This window comes from Bacillus mobilis (assembly GCF_001884045.1).
Classification (GTDB): Bacteria; Bacillota; Bacilli; order Bacillales; family Bacillaceae_G; genus Bacillus_A; species Bacillus_A mobilis.
In genome coordinates, this window is sequence record NZ_MACF01000123.1 from 90,410 (window position 1) to 109,685 (window position 19,276).

General features: G+C 33.9%; 16 protein-coding genes. 15 read left to right on the plus strand and 1 reads right to left on the minus strand.

What is annotated here, in order from left to right; translation table 11 throughout:
* The first annotated feature begins 15 nt into the window (after positions 1–15).
* From gnd to BAQ44_RS23225, 13 genes are all read left to right on the plus strand, one after another.
* Positions 16–912: a phosphogluconate dehydrogenase (NAD(+)-dependent, decarboxylating) gene (gene gnd, locus BAQ44_RS23165; protein ID WP_071724089.1), complete on the plus strand. Its 897-nt coding sequence runs from the start codon at positions 16–18 to the stop codon at positions 910–912.
* A gap of 272 nt (positions 913–1,184) precedes the next feature.
* On the plus strand, positions 1,185–2,405 hold the full coding sequence (locus tag BAQ44_RS23170; RefSeq protein WP_071724091.1) for a tetratricopeptide repeat-containing glycosyltransferase: 1,221 nt from the start codon (positions 1,185–1,187) through the stop codon (positions 2,403–2,405).
* A 34-nt stretch (positions 2,406–2,439) separates the two neighbouring features.
* Entirely contained in the window at positions 2,440–3,594 is a 1,155-nt protein-coding gene (locus BAQ44_RS23175) for a CgeB family protein (RefSeq protein ID WP_071724092.1), read from the plus strand.
* A gap of 145 nt (positions 3,595–3,739) precedes the next feature.
* The gene (locus BAQ44_RS23180) at positions 3,740–4,276 is read left to right on the plus strand and encodes an NADPH-dependent FMN reductase (protein WP_000780350.1); all 537 of its coding nucleotides are present in this window, start codon (positions 3,740–3,742) and stop codon (positions 4,274–4,276) included.
* 1 nt (position 4,277) lies between these two features.
* Positions 4,278–5,507, plus strand: a complete 1,230-nt coding sequence (locus BAQ44_RS23185) for an MFS transporter (protein WP_071724093.1) — start codon at positions 4,278–4,280, stop codon at positions 5,505–5,507.
* 63 nt (positions 5,508–5,570) lie between these two features.
* A complete protein-coding gene (locus BAQ44_RS23190; protein WP_061678441.1) occupies positions 5,571–6,128 on the plus strand; it encodes a YdcF family protein in 558 nt (185 codons plus the stop codon).
* A 102-nt stretch (positions 6,129–6,230) separates the two neighbouring features.
* Entirely contained in the window at positions 6,231–7,178 is a 948-nt protein-coding gene (locus BAQ44_RS23195) for an ABC transporter ATP-binding protein (RefSeq protein ID WP_071724094.1), read from the plus strand.
* Positions 7,179–7,181: 3 nt separating this feature from the next.
* On the plus strand, positions 7,182–8,693 hold the full coding sequence (locus tag BAQ44_RS23200) for an ABC transporter permease/substrate-binding protein (RefSeq protein WP_071724096.1): 1,512 nt from the start codon (positions 7,182–7,184) through the stop codon (positions 8,691–8,693).
* A 213-nt stretch (positions 8,694–8,906) separates the two neighbouring features.
* The gene (locus tag BAQ44_RS23205) at positions 8,907–10,334 is read left to right on the plus strand and encodes a basic amino acid/polyamine antiporter (RefSeq protein WP_071724097.1); all 1,428 of its coding nucleotides are present in this window, start codon (positions 8,907–8,909) and stop codon (positions 10,332–10,334) included.
* 75 nt (positions 10,335–10,409) lie between these two features.
* Positions 10,410–10,670: a hypothetical protein gene (locus tag BAQ44_RS23210; RefSeq protein ID WP_000391452.1), complete on the plus strand. Its 261-nt coding sequence runs from the start codon at positions 10,410–10,412 to the stop codon at positions 10,668–10,670.
* 106 nt (positions 10,671–10,776) lie between these two features.
* Entirely contained in the window at positions 10,777–12,597 is a 1,821-nt protein-coding gene (locus BAQ44_RS23215; RefSeq protein ID WP_071724098.1) for a DUF8727 domain-containing protein, read from the plus strand.
* Complete coding sequence (locus tag BAQ44_RS23220; RefSeq protein WP_071724099.1) at positions 12,587–14,437, plus strand: hypothetical protein; 1,851 nt, start codon at positions 12,587–12,589, stop codon at positions 14,435–14,437. Before BAQ44_RS23215 ends, BAQ44_RS23220 begins: the two co-directional genes overlap by 11 nt.
* 275 nt (positions 14,438–14,712) lie before the next feature.
* Positions 14,713–15,309, plus strand: coding sequence for a hypothetical protein (locus tag BAQ44_RS23225; protein ID WP_061678435.1), 597 nt, complete (start codon positions 14,713–14,715; stop codon positions 15,307–15,309).
* 96 nt (positions 15,310–15,405) lie between these two features.
* Here BAQ44_RS23225 and racA read toward each other — a convergent pair whose 3' ends face one another.
* A complete protein-coding gene (gene racA / locus BAQ44_RS23230; protein ID WP_063262795.1) occupies positions 15,406–15,948 on the minus strand; it encodes a chromosome-anchoring protein RacA in 543 nt (180 codons plus the stop codon).
* 354 nt (positions 15,949–16,302) lie between these two features.
* Here racA and BAQ44_RS23235 point away from each other — a divergent pair, with 354 nt between their 5' ends.
* Together BAQ44_RS23235 and BAQ44_RS23240 are read left to right on the plus strand one after the other, a co-directional pair.
* Positions 16,303–17,658, plus strand: a complete 1,356-nt coding sequence (locus tag BAQ44_RS23235; protein ID WP_063262796.1) for a hemolysin family protein — start codon at positions 16,303–16,305, stop codon at positions 17,656–17,658.
* A 132-nt stretch (positions 17,659–17,790) separates the two neighbouring features.
* Positions 17,791–19,215, plus strand: a complete 1,425-nt coding sequence (locus BAQ44_RS23240; RefSeq protein ID WP_063262797.1) for an aldehyde dehydrogenase family protein — start codon at positions 17,791–17,793, stop codon at positions 19,213–19,215.
* The last annotated feature ends 61 nt before the right edge of the window (positions 19,216–19,276 follow it).

Below are 19,276 nucleotides of genomic sequence, written 5' to 3' on the forward strand. Positions count from 1 at the left end.
AGGAGATTGATTAATATGAAACTAGGTTTAATTGGATTAGGAAAAATGGGATTCCCATTAGCAGAACATTTATATGAAGACAAGCATGAAGTAGTTGTATACGATGTAAATAAAGAGCTTGTTGAAAAGGTTGGGGCTTTAGGGATTACTGCTCGTTATACATTAAAAGAAATGATTGCTGAACTAGAGGCTCCGCGTACAATTTGGGTAATGGTACCTGCGGGAGAAGTTGTTGAATCTGTATTAAAAGATGTGTATCCATTATTAGAGGAAGGCGATATCGTTATTGAAGGTGGAAATTCATTCTATAAAGATACGTTACGCCGTGCGGAAGAAGCGAAAAGCTTTGGTTTACATTACGTAGATATTGGAACATCAGGCGGTGTAGAAGGAGCTAGAGAAGGTGCTTGCTTAATGGTTGGTGGAGAAAAAGAAATTTACGATCAATTAGAACCTTTATTTAAAGATTTAGCAGTAGAGAATGGCTATTCTTATGCTGGCCGCGTTGGAAGTGGTCATTTCTTAAAAATGGTTCATAACGGTATTGAATACGGTATGATGCAAGCAATCGCTGAAGGATTTGAAGTGTTAGATAAAAGTGATTTTGATTTCAATTATGAAGATGTTGCAAAAGTATGGGCAAATGGATCAGTTATCCGCGGTTGGTTAATGGACTTAACTGAAAAGGCATTTGCAGATGATCCAAAACTAGATGGTATTAAAGGTGTAATGAACTCTTCAGGAGAAGGGAAATGGACTGTGGAAACGGCACTTGAACTTCAAGCGGCAGCACCGGTAATCGCAATGTCATTATTTATGCGTTACCGTTCTCAAGAAGATGATACATTCCACGGAAAAGTAGTTTCAGCTCTTCGTAATCAGTTCGGTGGACATGAAGTTGTGAAAAAATAGGAAATGATTTTTGAAAAGAAACTTGTGCAAAGGCGCAAGTTTCTTTTTTTATAGTGAAAGAAATTTCTCATTTGAAAATACCAATCAATCATTGTTTATTTGTACTGATTGTATCAAATATAAGGGGAAGTATGAAAGATGTCCCAACATAAAAATAAGAATAAATAAAATGAAGTTTTCATAAATAGTAAAAGGATGGTTATGTCATCAATGTAGCTATGAAATAGTGTTACATACGAGAAGAGCGTGTTAATAAAATATGAGGTGGTTAAATGGGAAATGAGCAAGTAAAGAATACAGGAAAAGAAAAAAAGTTATGTCTTTGTATGATTGTTAAAAACGAGTCTAGAATTATGGAAAGATGTTTAAATGCTACAAAATCAATTGTGGATTTTGTTTCTATTTGTGATACGGGATCAACAGATCATACACCTGAAATTATTGAAAATTGGTGTAAAGAAAATGAAATCCCTGGCACAGTTCATCATGAACCATTTAAAAACTTTGGTTATAACAGAAGTTTAGCTGTTAAATTGGCACAAACAACATATCCGGAAGCAGATTATTTATTAATATTAGATGCGGATATGATATTAGAAGTCGATCCGGATTTTGATAAGACTAGTTTAACAGAAGACCATTATCTTACATTGCAATATGATATTCATATTAAGTATTGGCTTACACGCCTTTTGAAAGCTACTTTACCATGGAAATCTGTTGGTGTTACTCATGAGTATTGGGATATAGATCGTTCCAAAGTTGGTGCGGATTACAATACGAGGGTAGCTAGGCTAGAGACACTTGTCGTTAACGATCCTGGGGATGGTGGTAGTAAAGCTGATAAATTTGAGAGAGACGAGAGGTTGTTGTTACAAGGATTGAGTGATCCAGAAACAACGCCAGATTTGCATATAAGATATTTATTTTATTTAGCCCAAACTTATTTTCATTTAAGTCAATTTGAAGATTCGATTAAATGGTATAAAAAACGAGTGGAAGCAGGTGGATGGGTTGAAGAGGTGTTCTATTCGTTATTGCGAATAGGATTTTGTTATGAACAATTAGCAAACCGTTCAGCAAATAAACAATATGAAGTAACAGAAGTGGATGAAATAGAAAATGCAAAGAACCAAGAAGAGCAATATACAGCATTAGCTATTCTTTATTTTCAAAAAGCGTGGGAATATAGACCAACTCGGGCTGAACCATTATACCAGCTTGCAAGAATGTATCGATTAAAATCTCAAAATAATATTGCTTTGATGTATGCGTTGCAAGGGAAGGAAATTCCTTTTCCGAAAAATGATCTTCTATTTGTAGATTATCATGTGTATGATTACTTATTTGACTATGAGATTTCTATAAGTGCTTTTTATATACCGCATAAAAAACATTTAGGTGCAGTATCACAAAAATATTTGGAATCGAAAAAAGAAGAGCTACCGTTTCATATAGCAAATATGGTAGAAAGTAATGCGAAATTTTATTAAATACAATTTCAGTTAAAGGAGTAGTGGAGTAATCATGGAATTAATACGATGGGCGCTTGAACTAGGTGAATCTGTGCATGGAAATACGTATGAAGAATTGATGCCACTACTAGATTATTATTATGATCGTGATCATTTAAAAGCGTATTGTGTCGCAAATCTTCTTATAGACATGGACGTAGCGGATGAGCATCGGGAAAAAATCGAATTAAGAAGGTGTATTGCTGCTTATTATGCTGGAATGTATAAAGTAGCAAAAAAACATGCAAATGAGCTTTTACTGAAATATCCAGATGTGGATTTATATAAAAATAATTTAAGACTAATGGAAGCATATTTGAATAAAGAATATGATTATTGTCTTTTTATATGTCCAAAGACGTATGGTAGTTTTATAGATGTCGCGCGAGCATTGAAATGGCGATTGGAGCAAGAAGGAAATACAGCAATCATATCAGAAACAATATTAGAAAATGTGAAAAATACAATTGTTTTTGGAGCCCATACGTATGCACATAACCCAAATCTACTACCGAAAAATGCAATTATTTATAATTTAGAACAGCTATATGAAGGAAGCCCTTATGCACATCCATTTTATTTAATATTATTAAAAGATAAGGAGATTTGGGATTATAGTAAACAAAATATAAAATGGTTAAAACAAAAAGGGATAGGAAAAGAAATAAAACATGTAGGAATGAACTATGCTCCAACTTTAGAAATAAAAAAAGATGCATTTGATGATGAAATCACTGAAGACATTGATATACTGTTTATAGGTGCTCTTAATTCGAGGCGGCAAGCTATTTTAGATCAATTAAAAGCAGTTGCTCCAAATTTAAATATAGTTTTTAAAAATAATGCGTGGGGAATTGCTAGAAATGAGTTGATTGCTAGGTCTAAAATTATATTGAATATTCATTTTTACTTGTCAGGCATTCTTGAAACACCTCGGGTATCTTATGCAGTGGCAAATAAAAAGTTTATTATTTCGGAAAATAGTAATCCAGAGGACGAAATGGAGTGGCCAGGAATTGTGTTTACTTCGTACGAAAAAATAATAGAAAATATTTTGAAATATATATCTTTACCAGAAGAACGTATTAAATTAGCAGAAAAAGCATATACCCATTTTGAAGCGAATGGAAGCAGAGGTATACTGAGTCATAATGGTGAAGAATCGTAATTGTGAAGAACCCATACTTTCGTATGAGTTCTTTTTTTGTCTATCATACTATTTTATCAAGCTAGTTCCCTCTTTATATTGTGTTTTGTATAGAAATTTCTGATAATATATAAGTATAACTTGAAAACAAAGGGGAGAAATAATTATGAAACTAGTCGTTATTAACGGTACACCAAGAAAATTCGGTAGAACGCGTGTGGTGGCAAAATATATTGCTGATCAATTTGAAGGGGAGTTATACGATTTAGCAGCAGAGGAACTGCCTTTATATAATGGGGAAGAATCACAACGTGAATTAGAAGCGGTAAAAAAATTAAAGGCGTTAGTGAAAACTGCAGACGGTGTAGTACTATGTACACCTGAATATCATAATGCAATGAGTGGTGCGTTGAAAAATTCGTTAGATTACTTAAGTAGTAGTGAATTTGTTCATAAACCTGTCGCATTACTTGCAGTTGCAGGAGGCGGTAAAGGTGGAATAAACGCATTAAACAGTATGCGCACTGTCGCAAGAGGGGTATACGCAAATGCCATCCCAAAACAAGTGGTGCTTGATGGACTTCATGTGCAAGACGGTGAACTGGGAGAAGATGCAAAACCATTAATTCATGATTTAGTTAAAGAATTAAAAGCATATATGGGTGTATATAAAGAGGTGAAAAAACAACTAGGAGTTGAGTGAGATGCCATCTCTGTATAAAGATTCACGCTTGTATTTCATTCTAGGGGCCAATAGTTTATCAGCTATTGGTTCCGGAATTGTTATGATAACGATTCCGTGGTTGTTAATTAAAGAGAGTGGTGGAGATACAACGTTCGGTTATGTTTCCATCATCGCAACTCTGATTATGTTTTTATTAACGCCGTTTATTGGGCAAAGTATTGATCGTTTTTCAAGAAAATCTTTATTATTATGTAATGAAGGTATTGGGATAGTCGTTATAGGAATGATGGCTATATGGGGATTTACTGGGCAACCTTATCATTCAATTCACTATATTCTTATATATATAGCAGGGTCATTTTACTATTTACTATTTTATCCTACAATATTTGCGTTCAACCAAGAGATATTTCAAGCAGAACATTATAAAAATTTAAGTGGAACAATGGAAATACAAGGACAGTTAACGCAAGTTATTTCAGGAGCGGTTGCTAGCTTCCTTATTGAAATCATCTCTTTAAAATGGATTTTGTTAGTAGATATGTTAACTTTTGCAGGAGCTTTCATCCTTTTCTTATGTATACCGTACGTAAAGAAAAAAGAAGTAAAAAAGAAAGTAACATTTAAGAAGCAATTGTTCGAAGGGATTCACTTCATGCAAAAGCGTCCGAAGTTCTTTTGGTTTTTACTTGCGACTTATATGCCTTTTATCGGTGTTATGATGGCAAATTATTTAATCCCGGTATATATTTCAGATATATTAAAAGCCAGTGCCTCAGTATACGCAATAGAAGGTATGATGTACGGCGTCGGAGCGGTTCTTGCGGGAATAGGTATTCCAATTATGATGAAATATATAAAGATAGAAGTTTCAATCGTCATGACGATGCTCATTTATGTAATTTCAATTACCGCAATGATTATTGAACCTTCCGTAATGTTGTTATATGGACTTGCAATTTTTCATGCAATTGGAAATGCGGGTACAAGAGTGGCAAGAAATGTATTGATGATGGAGGAAATTCCAAACGAAGTAATGGGACGGGTAGACAGCTTATTTCGATTAATTGGTACAGGAATACGAATTGTATTATTAATGCTGTTTACAGCTGGTGTTTCTAAAACTGGGGTAATGCTCCCTTTTTACGTATTAAGCTGCATATTGATCTTTTCATTAGGAATCGCTGTGTATTATGTACTTTCACAACGTAGAGTAGGGACGAACGTTTCTAATAAATCAATCGTATAAAAAGTACTTCTGCCTTCCTATCTTTTTCTATATAATAAAAAGAAAGGGAGTGCAAACTTATTTATGAACAAATGGATCTTGCTTATAATCTTATTATTACCACCACTATACATTCTTTATATGACGTTTCGAATGAAAAATGTTGCTCGTGAAAAATTGAGTAATCACTCTCCATACGTTCTTATATTAGGCGCAAAGTTATTTGGAGATAGACCGTCTTTATCTCTTCAAAACCGTTTGGATGTAGCGTTGGAATATTTATATTCCCATCCAGAAGCGAAAGTAATTGTTTCAGGTGGTCAAGGGGAAGATGAAGATATACCGGAAGCTCATAGTATGAGAAACTATTTAATGGTACATGGTATAGAGGAGAGTCGTATTTTAATAGAAGATCAATCTACAAATACGTATGAGAATGTAAAGTTTAGTATGGATTTGTATAATGTGAAACATGCGGTAGTTGTAAGTAATACGTATCATTTATATAGAACGAAAATAATTGCAAAGCGTTTAGGCATGAAGATGGAGGCGCTAGCTGCTGAAACACCAATGCGTTCTAAGAGGAAAATGTATGTACGTGAATATGCTGCAATAATGAAAACAATATTGTTCGACCGTTAGAGCTCAAATGGGAGCTCTTTTTTTGTGGAATAATGCGTATCATTTGAAATGAATTCCATCTTCCATCAAAATAAAAGAAACAACGATAAAGGAGTTGTATTTGTGATTCAATTTAATCATGTGTCAAAAGCGTATGAAGATGGCACGAAAGCAGTGGATTCATTGCATTTAGAAATTAAAAAGGGAGAGTTTTTTGTCCTTATTGGTCCGAGTGGTTGCGGGAAAACAACGACAATGAAAATGATTAATCGTTTAATTGAAACGACTGAGGGATCGATTTTAATCGATGGAAAAGATATTCAACAATATAATATAAACGAGTTACGTTGGAATATAGGATACGTGTTGCAACAAATCGCTTTGTTCCCGCATATGACAATTGCAGAAAATATTGCAGTTGTTCCTGAAATGAGAAAATGGAGCAAAGAAAAAACAAAAGCACGTGTCGATGAATTGCTACAGATGGTTGGGCTAGATCCAGACGTATATCGCGATCGTATGCCTGATGAATTGTCAGGAGGTCAAAAGCAGCGCGTTGGTGTTGTACGGGCATTAGCCGCAAATCCGAAAATCGTTCTTATGGACGAACCATTTAGTGCGTTAGATCCATTAAGTAGGGAGCAGCTTCAGAAGGATATTGTACAATTGCAAAAAAAGATTCAAAAAACAATTGTATTTGTAACGCATGATATGCAAGAAGCGTTATCGCTTGGCGATCGTATTTGCATTATGAAAGAAGGAAAAGTTGTTCAATTAGATACACCAGAAGGAATTGTACATAATCCGAAAAATGAATTTGTAGAGGAGTTCATTGGAAATCGTGGACGACCTTGGTATGAGGGTATGAATATAGGAGATGTTATGCCGCTAGACGATCGCACACGAGTTGAAGGGATTGCTTTATCTTTGCATTCTCCTTTACAAGAAGCACTTATTCGCTTACAAGCTGAAGAATCAGTGCCAGTTGAAGAAAATGGTCAATATGTTGGAACTTTAACAAGTCGTCATATTGTCAATTACATAGTTGAACAAATGAAGGAAAGAGGCTAAACAGTGACTGATTTTATACAAACGTTCCAAGAACGAAAAATAGAATTACTTACTGCATTAAGTGAGCATTTACAAATATCGCTTATTTCATTATTTTTTGCAGTAATTATTGCAGTGCCGCTTGGCATTTTATTAACGAGAAAAGAACGAATGGCGGAGTTTATTATAGGAACTTCTGCAGTTATGCAGACGGTCCCATCACTGGCATTACTCGGACTTTTAATTCCGTTAGTAGGAATTGGGAAACTTCCAGCTATTATTGCATTAGTTGTGTATGCACTATTACCTATTTTACGAAATACATATACAGGAATAAGGGAGTTAGATGAATCTTTAATCGAAGCAGCGAGAGCTATGGGAATGAATAGCTGGAGAAGACTGTGGAAGGTAGAGCTTCCTCTTGCATTACCAATTATTATGGCCGGTATTCGTACGGCGATGGTATTAATTGTTGGAACGGCTACATTAGCAGCTCTTATAGGTGCTGGTGGGCTCGGTAAACTCATATTGCTAGGTATCGATCGAAATGATCATGCACTTATCATTTTAGGGGCCGTACCAGCCGCGTTACTCGCTTTATTCTTTGATGTAGTACTTCGAGTACTTGAGAGTCCGAAACGCTCTTCTAAGCGTGTTATATTGACGATATGTATTGTTTGTATAATGATTGCTTCTCCATTTCTTTGGAATACACAAAAGAAAGATATTGTTATTGCTGGCAAACTTGGATCAGAACCTGAAATTTTAATTCAAATGTATAAGCAACTTATCGAACAAGATACCGATTTACATGTAGAATTAAAACCAGGTCTTGGAAAAACAGCATTTGTATTTGAAGCATTGAAATCAGGTGAAGTAGATATATACCCTGAATTTTCGGGAACAGCTTTATCTACTTTCGTGAAAGAAGAGCCAAAAAGCACAAATCGGGATGAAGTATATGAGCAGGCTCGCACTGGAATGGAAAAGAAATATGATATGGTGATGTTGAAGCCGATGGAGTATAACAATACGTATGCACTAGCTATGCCAAAAAAAATAGCAGATCAAAATAATATAAATACAATTTCTGATTTAGGAAAAATGGCACAGGATGCGAAAGTAGGATTCACATTAGAATTTGCTGATCGTGAAGATGGTTATAAAGGAATGCAAAAATTATATAACTATAAGTTTTTAAATGTGAAAACGATGGAACCGAAACTACGTTATAGTGCAATTCAATCAGGGGATGTTAACGTAATTGATGCATATTCAACTGATAGTGAACTTGAGCAATACGGACTTAAAGTGCTAAAAGATGATAAAGGATTATTTCCACCATACCAAGGTGCACCGTTATTAAGAAAAGAGACGTTACAGAAATATCCTGAACTTGAAAAAGTATTAAATAAATTATCTGGGAAGATTACAGATGAAGAAATGCGAAAAATGAATTATGAAGTAAATGTGAATGGTAAAGGTAGTGAAGAAGTAGCAAAACAATTTTTACAAAAAGAGAATTTACTTCGGTAATTTTACAAGGAATATACAAATTTATATGTATGAAATGACCGTTCATTACAAAATGAACGGTTTTTTTGTGCATACTTATACATTTTTTCAAAAAAGTATTCCATTTTTCTTCATTTTCTTTTAGAATAAGTAATGTTTTCCTGAAAAAATATAAGAGAAACGTCTATTAGAGAAAAAGGTGACTTTAATAGTTGAACGAACATAACACCTAGAATGACAGATGGGGTGGTACAAATAGAAAAGAAGTTAGGATTTTTTCCATTAATTGCATTAGTAGTCGGAACAATGGTTGGTGGCGGTGTTTTTAGTTTACCGCATGATTTAGCAGTAGGAGCAAATAGCGGCTCTATAATAATTGGCTGGTGTATTACAGCGATGGGAATGATTCCACTCGCGCTCGTATATCAAACGTTAGCAAGACAAAAACCAGAGCTTGAGGGCGGAATTTATAGTTATGCACGTGCTGGTTTCGGTGAATATATTGGATTTAACAGTGCTTGGGGATACTGGTTAGCAGGAATTTTAGGAAACGTTGCAACAATCATGTTACTGTTTAGTACATTAGGTTATTTCTTCCCAATTTTTAAAGGTGGAAATAATGTTGCGTCTATCGTAGGAGCATCACTTTTATTATGGACACTTCATTTTCTAATTTTATTTGGAATTCGTGAAGCATCTATTATGAATGTTATTGCAACGATAGGGAAATTAGTTCCAATCGTATTATTTATTGTTGTAATGGTAACAGCGTTTCGCTGGGATACATTTACACATGATTTTTGGGGAGAAGGAACGATCTCAGTTTCCTCTATACTTGGTCAAGTGAAAAATACAATGCTTGTAACTCTTTGGGTTTTCATTGGGGTTGAAGGAGCGGTTGTATTATCTGGTAGAGCGAAAAATAGCCGAGATGTTGGTAAAGCGACAGTACTTGGACTTATTTTAGTAATGTCTATTTATATTTTAATTTCTGTCTTGTCAATGGGAGCGATGTCAAGAGGAGAGCTTTCCGTGTTAGAAACTCCGTCAATGGGACATGTATTAGAGCATGTTGTTGGGACATGGGGCGCAGTTGCGATTAACATCGGATTAGTTGCTTCACTTGTAGGTACATTAATAGGCTGGTTTTTACTTGTTTCTGAAATTTCCCACGTAGCAGGAAAAGATGGCGTGTTTCCGAAAGTCTTTACGAAAACAAATAAAAAACAAACGCCACATATGGCATTATGGATCTCAAATGGCGTTGCCCAAATTATATTTATAATCGTTCTGTTTTCAGAATCGACATATCAAATTATGTATTTCATAGCGTCAACATCAATTTTAGTACCATATTTATTATCAGCGTTATTCCAATTCAAATTAGTTATTACAAACGAACTAAAAGATGCAAAAGTAAAAAACGGCTCGTTAGCTTTAATTGCTTCTATTTATTCTATATGGCTTCTATATGCAGCAGGTTTGAAAAATTTATTACTTGTTTCAATCGTATATGGAATCGGGATTATTGTTTACGTGTATGCAAGAAAAGAAAAAGGAAATCGTTGTTTTAGAGGTATTGAGAGATATGTAATGTGGGCAATTGTTATTGCAGCTATCACATCAATCTATATGTTATTGACTGGAAATATAAAAATGTAAAAGTCCTTTTAAATAAAGGGCTTTTTTCTTTGTATAGAGAATATTTAATACATAAGATATTCAGGAGGGATGAAAATGGAAGAAAAAGAACAGTTAACCAGAATTGTTGATTTAGCGAGTGAAGTAAGGAAAGTATTAGTGCAAGAATCCTTTTTTAATCATCATCCTGAACTACGAGGAGTGATTGAAAATTTAGCAAGTGCTGTAGAGAATTTGGCGGAATTACAGCAAAATACAGATGAAAACGCTGAAGATCGATTACGATATGTACTTGCTAAAATGAAAATTGCACATAATGCCATTTTACAAGAGAAAAAAGCATTTCCATCTCATTAATATACGTTTTCATTTTGAACCTGGCGGATAACGTCAGGTTTTTTGTTTCTAGTTTTTCGTTTCTCTCATACACTAAGAATAGTATGAAAAAAAGAAGGTGACGAAGATGAAATTACATAAAGCTCTTCAGCCAAGTTTTATAAAAAGAATGTACTATATGAGGTTTATCGGAAAGTTTACAAAAGCAGAGAGAGAGAAGAATGGAGAGAACTTCTTTGTACAATGCCTATCGCCAATACCATTCACGTTACAAGAGCAATTAAAAAATGAACCATACGTATTTGAAGGTTTATGTAGCAATAAAAAGAATGAAAAAGTCTTTTCGGAATTAAAGAAAAGAAAATTAGAAAAGCAACTGGTTATGTTTCGTCTCTATTACGAGAGAGGACATATATATGTGGAGTTAATTTGTGCAGAAGAACCGCGAGAAATGGCTAATGGCTATAAAATGATTCCAGTACCTAAAGTTTCTGAATACAAAAAAGGAGAATCTTTAGAAAGAAAACTTGGAAATGGCTATTTGTCATTTCTAATGCCAAAATATCCGAAAGACTTTGAGCCTCCTGAATTATTGTGGCACGATGGAAAGTTATATGGAAATATATCTTTAAAGTCATCATCAATTAGCTCAATTGCCTATTTTGAACAGCAGCGGGAATGTAAGTATATAGACTTTAATGACTGGGTGAAACATGTAGAAATAGCGGTAGAAGATCAATTGTATTTTGTAAGTAATCACATGTATGAGCAATTAAAAAAACGAATGACTGAAGAAGGTAAGCGTGTAGAAGTAGAGGAAATAAAAGTGCACAAGGATGAATGGGAATGGGATGAGCGTGAATCCGTCTTTTTACAGTATGTAAAAAGTTTTGTACGTAATAAAGGGCTATATTTGGATGAAACGGACATTTATAATTTCCATATAAGTGCGAAAACAAATATGTTGACGATTCTTGGTGGTATACCAGGCGCCGGGAAATCCCGTTTTGTGCAAGCTTATGCAGAAGCACTTGGATTACAGTATGGGGAAGAATTGGTGTGGATTCCGATTTCACCATCGTATCAAGAACCACATGATTTACTTGGTTATCTTCACCCAAATGGTACTTTTATTGAAAGTGAAACAAAATTAGTTAGGGCGTTAATGAAGGCAAAAGAAAATCAAAATCAGCTTTATATAATCGTTTTTGATGAAATGAATATGTCACATATTGAGCATTGGTTTACTCCATTTCTATCTGTTCTTCAACTTGAAAAGCAAAACCGTATTTTAAATTTGTATGAAGGTGTACAAGAAAAAGAAAATCCAATTCCACCAACAATTGAAATTGGTGAAAATATTATATTTGTAGGTACAGTAAATTTTGATGAAACAACGAAAGAGCTCTCAGATCGATTATTAGATCGGACGAATTTAATAACGTTACAAAAGATTCCGTTTTGTGAGATGTGTATGGAACAAGAGAAAATTGTATTACAACCACCTTTGAAAGTAACTGCAGGAGAATTTCGTATAAGTTGGGTCAGAAATAAAGCGATGATCGAGGTGTTTTCTGAAGAAGAGTTAGAGCTATTAGATAAGTTACATGTTGTATTGTCATCACACGATATGTCAAAGGGAATTTCATTTCGATGTGCAAACGCAATCGCTACTTATTTGCAAAATATACCGTTTCAAAATAATCATTCCTATATGATCAGTAGAGAAGAAGGATTTGATTTACAAATCAAGCAGCGTGTATTGACGAAAATAAGAGGGACTGAAATGATGGTGGGCTCTTTACTTTCTGAAGAAGTAAAAAGGGGGGCGACATTAGTACCTCTTTTACAATCGCAACTTGCAAACAGAGTATCTACATTTGAACACTCTTTAGCATATATAAGAGAAAAGCGTAGAGAACTGGAGTTGTATGGCTATGCAAAATGAAGGGCGATATGAAACAGAAATCGTTGATACGAAAGAAACACTCCCTTTTGTATTAAAGTTAATCATTGGATCGGAGGCAAAAGGGGAATATATATTATTAAATCGTCTTTGTACATCTACTACAGCATTAGTTCAATGTATTTATAAAGTACAAGAATTAAAACCAATTAGATTGCATTACCATTATGAAAGTCCAATGAATATTACTTTTATATGGAATAAAGTATATGAGGGACAGAAAAATATAAAGGAATCAAAATATGAAATAAATGAAAAAAAACAAAAGGTATTAATATATGAACATGGAAAAACGGAATTCTTTTATCCATGGCGTTGTGGCTTATATCATTTTGAAGTGAATATAGAAGATAAAACGTATTATGGCGCTTTTCAAGTCGTTCCAAAAAATTTTTTTGATGATCAATTTGAAATGATTCAAAACTATGTAAAGTCAATTTTAAATGAGTTGATTTTAGATAGAGGTTATTATAAAAAGACTTTCTCTGCACTCAGTGATATTGAAGATTCTTCTTATTTAGTGTTACTTAGAAAGTTGCCGCAAAAAATGAAAAAGATAAAGCAAATTTTTAAGAAAATAGAATTGAGTTCAAATTTTATACATGAATATAAATGGGAAGAAAAGGAGCGGAAAGCAACGAGAAAAGGAGCCATAGTGGCGGAAAGAAAACCTTATGCAAAAAAATATAATCGTAAGTTTATAGAACAAAAAAATAGTAAGGAAAATGCTTTTCTTAAATTTAAAGCGATGCAATTTAATCTCTATTTACTTGAAGCTGAAAGTTTTTTACGTCAAACAATTGAAATATTAGAAAGAGCAAAAAAGAAGAAATCAGAAGAATTTCAGGCTGTAAAAACGATTATACAAACAATTGAGCGTAATGGATCAGTGACCGATAGAGAAAAACAAAAATATAAAAATATACATTTACTAAAAGAGGCGGATTTGCGAAAAAGTTCTATGAAGATACAAGAATATAAGATATTAGCACATTTTGTACATGAAAGTGTACAATACTTTCAAACTTTAATGCATTCTCCATTTTGGAGGGAAGTTTCCGAAACGGGTAACATGAACTCACATAATTTACCGATACCACATCAACAACTACTACAGCATTTAGATTTACTTCCACAATATACAGATCAATCTCCTTCTTTATTATTTGTTTATAAACCAACATTTTTAGTGTATGAATATTACGCTTTTTTTATCGTTATTTCCATGTTAGAGCAAATTGGTTTTGAGGCTATAAATTCCATCCGTGAACAAATACAAGAACATTTTTATGTAGATGGATTACAGGATGGAACGACAGTTGTTTTACACCGAGAGGATATGAGAGTACATGTCGCATTCAATGATTTAATTGAAACACATCCTCTTATTGCATTAAGTAAAGGGAGTAATTTTTATAATGGAGAAGATACAAAGAAGCCAGATATTCGTTTAGACTGCTATATAAAGGAAGAAGGGAAATACGTATATCAATCTTCTATTATTATTGAAGTGAAGTATAGCCCGATGTACAATATTTTTCAGCACGTTGGAAATACGAAAGCAACTGAGCAAATGTATAAGTATTGGTCTATCAAATATGTAGAAGAACAGGATGGAAAGAGAGTCTATTATCGAAGGGCCATTTATGAAGTTATTTGTGTATATCCAGGAAGTCATATGCATAGTAAAAAAATTGAGTCCGGGTGTGGTGTGTTCTTGCAATTATATCCATATAAAACGAAACAAGGGGAAGAGAAATTAGCCGGAAAACATGGGATGGTACAAATTTTTGAGAAGTGGTTAAAAAGCATGAAGAAGTAAAAGAAATCCTTTTTTATAAAGGATTTTTTTAGATTAAGAAGAATTATATGCAGTATAGAAGGAAGTTTCATATGATTTGAATTTGAAAGTAATATAAACATGGTGTTAGAAGAACGGTACATGAGGGATAAAAGACGATTAAGATGGAATTTAATTCATTTTGCAGAATATAATAAGTCGTAAATATTTTTAGTTGCATACGAAGATGTGTTCTTATATGATAGATAGTGAAAGCGTTATCAAAAACAGAGCGGCGATGGGAAAGGCGGGGAAATATGTTCCAGCGGGTTCAAACAAAGGAAGAACATTTTTGGTTCGAGCAACTATGGGGAGATTTTTGTGAAGAAAGAAACTTAATGTTCGTAGAACGTAATTTAAATCCATCACGATTTTTATTAATAGAAGATGAACATCATATCGGTACAGTAGAATGTATTAAGTATACGGTACCAGAGCAATCAAATTCTGAGTTTTTCTATCCGTTTTCTAAAAATGATTTAGTAAAAGATTTGAAAAATGTATATGAAATAGGCAAGTTAAGTATTGCGAAAACGTCTCGTGGGAGAGGACACTTCAAAAGACTAACAGCTATTTTATTTATGCATGCATTAGAAACGAAAGCAGAATGGTATATTGCAGCAGTTACAAAAAGAATGTATATGTATTTAGTAACACTTGGTTTTCCAATTGAACCGATAGATAAGCCATTTCAGTTTCATGATACTTTACAAGGTGTACCAGTACGAATTCATGCCCGGAAAGGGGCTACGCATTTGTATTCTTTAAAAGAATTTCGAGATGTAATTCAAGGGAATGCTCATGCACAGGCATTAATAGCAGAATACAGTAAAAATATTATGTTAACCAAATAAAGCGAAATAAATATATATAATAAAGAGAATGCTATTTTAATATGAAATCATTTTTTATGAAAAAAGACCCTTATTATTGTAATAAGGGTCTAAAAGTTATAATCCAAATATACTAAAAATCATTTTGCGGCGCTTCGGTTTCTTTTCGCGTTCATATGTTGGTTTAGTATCGGGAGTTATATATATTGGCTCTTCTTTCTTGAGTGTAGCCTCTAGCTTTTGAATTCGCTCTAACATTTCCTCCATTTCACGACGATGTTGTAAAAGTTGATACGTAACAACATCATTTGCCTTATCTTGCATCTGTTCTTCCATTCGATCTAGTCTTCTTGTAATTGTGTTTAATTGAGCTGCTAATTGCTCAAAATCATGCGATGATATGTTTTGAACAATTGTATTTACTTGCGTTTTTAATTCTACAACATCGTTTGATGATGTTTTTGGAGTTGGGTGAGAGTTTGGAGACTGCTCTATTTGTGAAAGATGGTATTCTAACATTCGATCTAAATCTTCTTGTGTAAAAATAAAGTGACCATATTTATTTTTTTCTATCGTAAGATTTAATTGTTGTGCAATCCGGACAACAGCCTTTGGGCTAACACCTAATTTTTTTGCGATAAATGGTGTTTTATATTCCAAAATAATCCCTCCTATATATATCCTGTTGAATGATTTCGATCTATGAAGGAAGTTCCCTTCAAGTGTGACAAAAGAAGTGTGGAATCGGCAAAGAAAGTGTTTTTTCACGAAATGAAGCTATGAAGAATATATCGTGTATATAAAAATGTTTTATCGTAAGATTTAGAATCATTTGACTAAGGGAAATGAATTAGATTATCATAATGATAAATATCTTTTTTATGTATGCATATAATATATAAAAAGGTGGTTGCTAATGTAGAATTTTGTTAGAGTATTAGAATGCTTACTTCACTTGAATAAAATTAAGTAGGAGGTGGCTTCCTTGCTTACAATGTAAGTAAGGAGAAGTATTTGGACATATATAGTATAAGTATAGTGATTGTTTTAATTGCCTTAACGGCATTTTTCGTTGCAGCAGAATTTGCAATTGTTAAAGTGCGAAGTTCACGAATTGACTATTTAATTGCAGAAGGAAATAATCGCGCAACATCTGTCAAAACAGTCATTACAAACTTAGACGAATATTTATCTGCTTGTCAGCTAGGAATTACAGTTACAGCTCTGGGGATTGGGTGGTTTGGTAAACCTGCGTTAAAGCAAATGTTTGACACGCTTTTTGTGAATTTGAACATTTCTACTCAACTGGCAGACATTTTTGCTGTAATTTTAGTATTTTTGTTTATTACATTTTTACATGTTGTAATAGGGGAATTGGCCCCAAAAACTTTCGCGATTCAAAAAGCTGAACAAGTGAGTTTATTTGTTGCTAAACCGTTAATTTTCTTTTATCGTATGGCGTTTCCATTTATTTGGATCCTGAATGGATCAGCTCGAATTATTACGAAATTGTTAGGGCTGAAACCACCGAAAGGGCACGATGAGGTTCATTCAGAAGAAGAATTACGGTTATTAGTTTCAGAAAGTTACAAAAATGGAGAGATTAATCAATCTGAATATAAATATGTAAATAAGATTTTTGAATTTGATGATCGTATCGCAAAAGAAATAATGGTACCCCGAACTGAGATGCATATTATTAGTAAAGAAATGCCTGCTGAAGAAGCTTTGCAAAAAATGTCTCGGGAGAAATATACGAGATATCCAGTTGTAGATGGAGACAAAGATCACGTAATAGGCTTTGTAAACTTTAAAGATATTTTCACAGATTTTGTGCAGCATAATGCAGTAAGTAATAAGAAAGTAGAGCAGTATATTAGGCCAATCATTTTAGTTATCGACTCTATCCCAATACACGACTTATTTGTAAAAATGCAAAAAGAAAGAACGCATATTGCCATATTGATAGATGAATATGGTGGTACATCTGGACTTGTTACAGTTGAAGACATTTTAGAAGAAATAGTGGGAGATATTCAAGATGAGTTTGATACAGATGAACAGCCAGAAATTCAACAAGTTAGTGAAACGAAAACAATTCTAGAGGGAAAAGTGCTTGTTAGTGAAGTGAATACGTTATTAGGTTTAACGATTGATGATAATGGTGTTGATACAATAGGTGGCTGGATTTTAACGAAAAATATAGAAATTGCTGAAGAGGATTTCATTGAAATTGAAAATTATAAGTTTTGTGTGAAAGAATTAGATGGACACTATATAAAGAGACTAGAAGTGACAAAAACTGTAGAATCAATTGTTATTTTAGAAGATGAAAAACAAATTAAATTTCAAGAACAAATTAGTTCGTAGACTCTGCTATATGGCAGAGTTTTTTTGAGCATAATGTTTTTGACAGAATAAGGGCTATGATACAATGGCATAAGTCAGACCTTTCACTAGGTGAAGTATTGTTGTATACATATATTTGGAAGGAGAAGAATTATGAAAAAGCATTTATATATAAACGGAGATTGGAAGTCTGTAAACACGTATAAACCATTATACGCACCATATTCTGAAGAAACGTTAGCGGAAATTGCACAAGGAACGGAAGAAGATGTACAAGAGGCTGTTACTGCTGCAAAAAATGCAATGAAAAAAATGAATACATTATCTGCATATGATCGTGCGACTATTTTAGAGAAGGTTGCACAAAAAATGGATGAAAGAAGAGAAGAATTTGCAGAAATTATTGCAAAAGAGGCTGCAAAACCAATTCGTGCTGCGAGGGGAGAAGTAGATCGTACCGTTCAGACATACAAATTTGCGGCGGAAGAAGCGAAGCGTATATACGGCGAGACACTGCCACTTGATGCAGCACCTGGTGCAGATGGACGTATTGCATACACAATACGAAAACCGATTGGGGTTATAGGAGCTATTACACCATTTAATTTCCCATTAAATTTAGTGGCACATAAAGTCGGCCCTGCAATTGCTGCTGGAAATACAGTTGTGTTAAAGCCAGCTGATCAAACGCCATTATCGTCTTATGCATTAGTTGAACTATTTGAAGAGGCAGGATTGCCAAAAGGAGCTTTAAATATTATTTCTGGTCCTGGTTCAACTGTAGGTGAGGCACTAGTTACAAATGATGATGTTGCTTCCATTACTTTTACGGGAAGTCCGAAAGTTGGAATCGGAATTAAGGCAAAGGCTGGGCTAAAGCGAGTTACGTTAGAACTAGGATCAAACGCTGCTGTTATTATTGATGAAGATGTAGAATTAACAGATGAATTAATTGAACGTGTAAAATGGGGTGCATTTGTTAATAATGGACAAGTTTGTATTTCGGTACAACGTGTTTTTGTACATGAAAAGAGAATGGATGAATTTCTTTCAAAGCTAAAGAAAGCGATGGAAACAGTTGTTGTGGGTGATCCATTACTTGAAGAAACGGATGTATCGGCTTTAATTTCGAAAAAAGATGTAGAGCGAATTGAAATGTGGGTGCAAGAAGCTATTAAGGAAGGGGCAGCTGTTTTATACGGTGGTAAGAAACATGATGCAAGGATTTTTGAACCAACTGTATTAACAAATGTTCCAGAGTATGTATCTGTACAGTGCCAAGAAGTATTTGGTCCACTTATGACAGTAAATACATTTAAAGAATTTGATGAAGCAATAGAGCAAGTAAATCATTCACGTTACGGTCTACAAGCAGGTGTATTTACAAATAATTTGTTTAAAGCAATGCGTGCAATTGATGAGTTAGAAGTTGGTGGTGTCATGATTAATGACATTCCAACGTTTAGGGTAGATCATATGCCATACGGTGGTGTGAAAGAAAGCGGCACAGGGCGTGAAGGAATTAAATATGCAATAGAAGAGATGACAGAAATGAAATTAGTGTGTATTAAAAAATAAAGTAGATCAAGCTAAAACATCGTAATAAAAAACGAGCAGGAAATGTTTACGATTCCATACT

What these genes read in the sequence shown, in the direction of transcription:
- BAQ44_RS23215 (WP_071724098.1), top strand. Translation starts at nt 10,777, where the DNA reads ATGAAATTACATAAAGCTCTTCAGCCAAGTTTTATAAAAAGAATGTAC.
- BAQ44_RS23185 (WP_071724093.1), top strand. Translation starts at nt 4,278, where the DNA reads ATGCCATCTCTGTATAAAGATTCACGCTTGTATTTCATTCTAGGGGCC.
- BAQ44_RS23240 (WP_063262797.1), top strand. Translation starts at nt 17,791, where the DNA reads ATGAAAAAGCATTTATATATAAACGGAGATTGGAAGTCTGTAAACACG.
- BAQ44_RS23225 (WP_061678435.1), top strand. Translation starts at nt 14,713, where the DNA reads ATGTTCCAGCGGGTTCAAACAAAGGAAGAACATTTTTGGTTCGAGCAA.
- BAQ44_RS23205 (WP_071724097.1), top strand. Translation starts at nt 8,907, where the DNA reads ATGACAGATGGGGTGGTACAAATAGAAAAGAAGTTAGGATTTTTTCCA.
- BAQ44_RS23210 (WP_000391452.1), top strand. Translation starts at nt 10,410, where the DNA reads ATGGAAGAAAAAGAACAGTTAACCAGAATTGTTGATTTAGCGAGTGAA.
- BAQ44_RS23180 (WP_000780350.1), top strand. Translation starts at nt 3,740, where the DNA reads ATGAAACTAGTCGTTATTAACGGTACACCAAGAAAATTCGGTAGAACG.
- BAQ44_RS23175 (WP_071724092.1), top strand. Translation starts at nt 2,440, where the DNA reads ATGGAATTAATACGATGGGCGCTTGAACTAGGTGAATCTGTGCATGGA.
- gnd (WP_071724089.1), top strand. Translation starts at nt 16, where the DNA reads ATGAAACTAGGTTTAATTGGATTAGGAAAAATGGGATTCCCATTAGCA.
- BAQ44_RS23170 (WP_071724091.1), top strand. Translation starts at nt 1,185, where the DNA reads ATGGGAAATGAGCAAGTAAAGAATACAGGAAAAGAAAAAAAGTTATGT.
- BAQ44_RS23190 (WP_061678441.1), top strand. Translation starts at nt 5,571, where the DNA reads ATGAACAAATGGATCTTGCTTATAATCTTATTATTACCACCACTATAC.
- BAQ44_RS23220 (WP_071724099.1), top strand. Translation starts at nt 12,587, where the DNA reads ATGCAAAATGAAGGGCGATATGAAACAGAAATCGTTGATACGAAAGAA.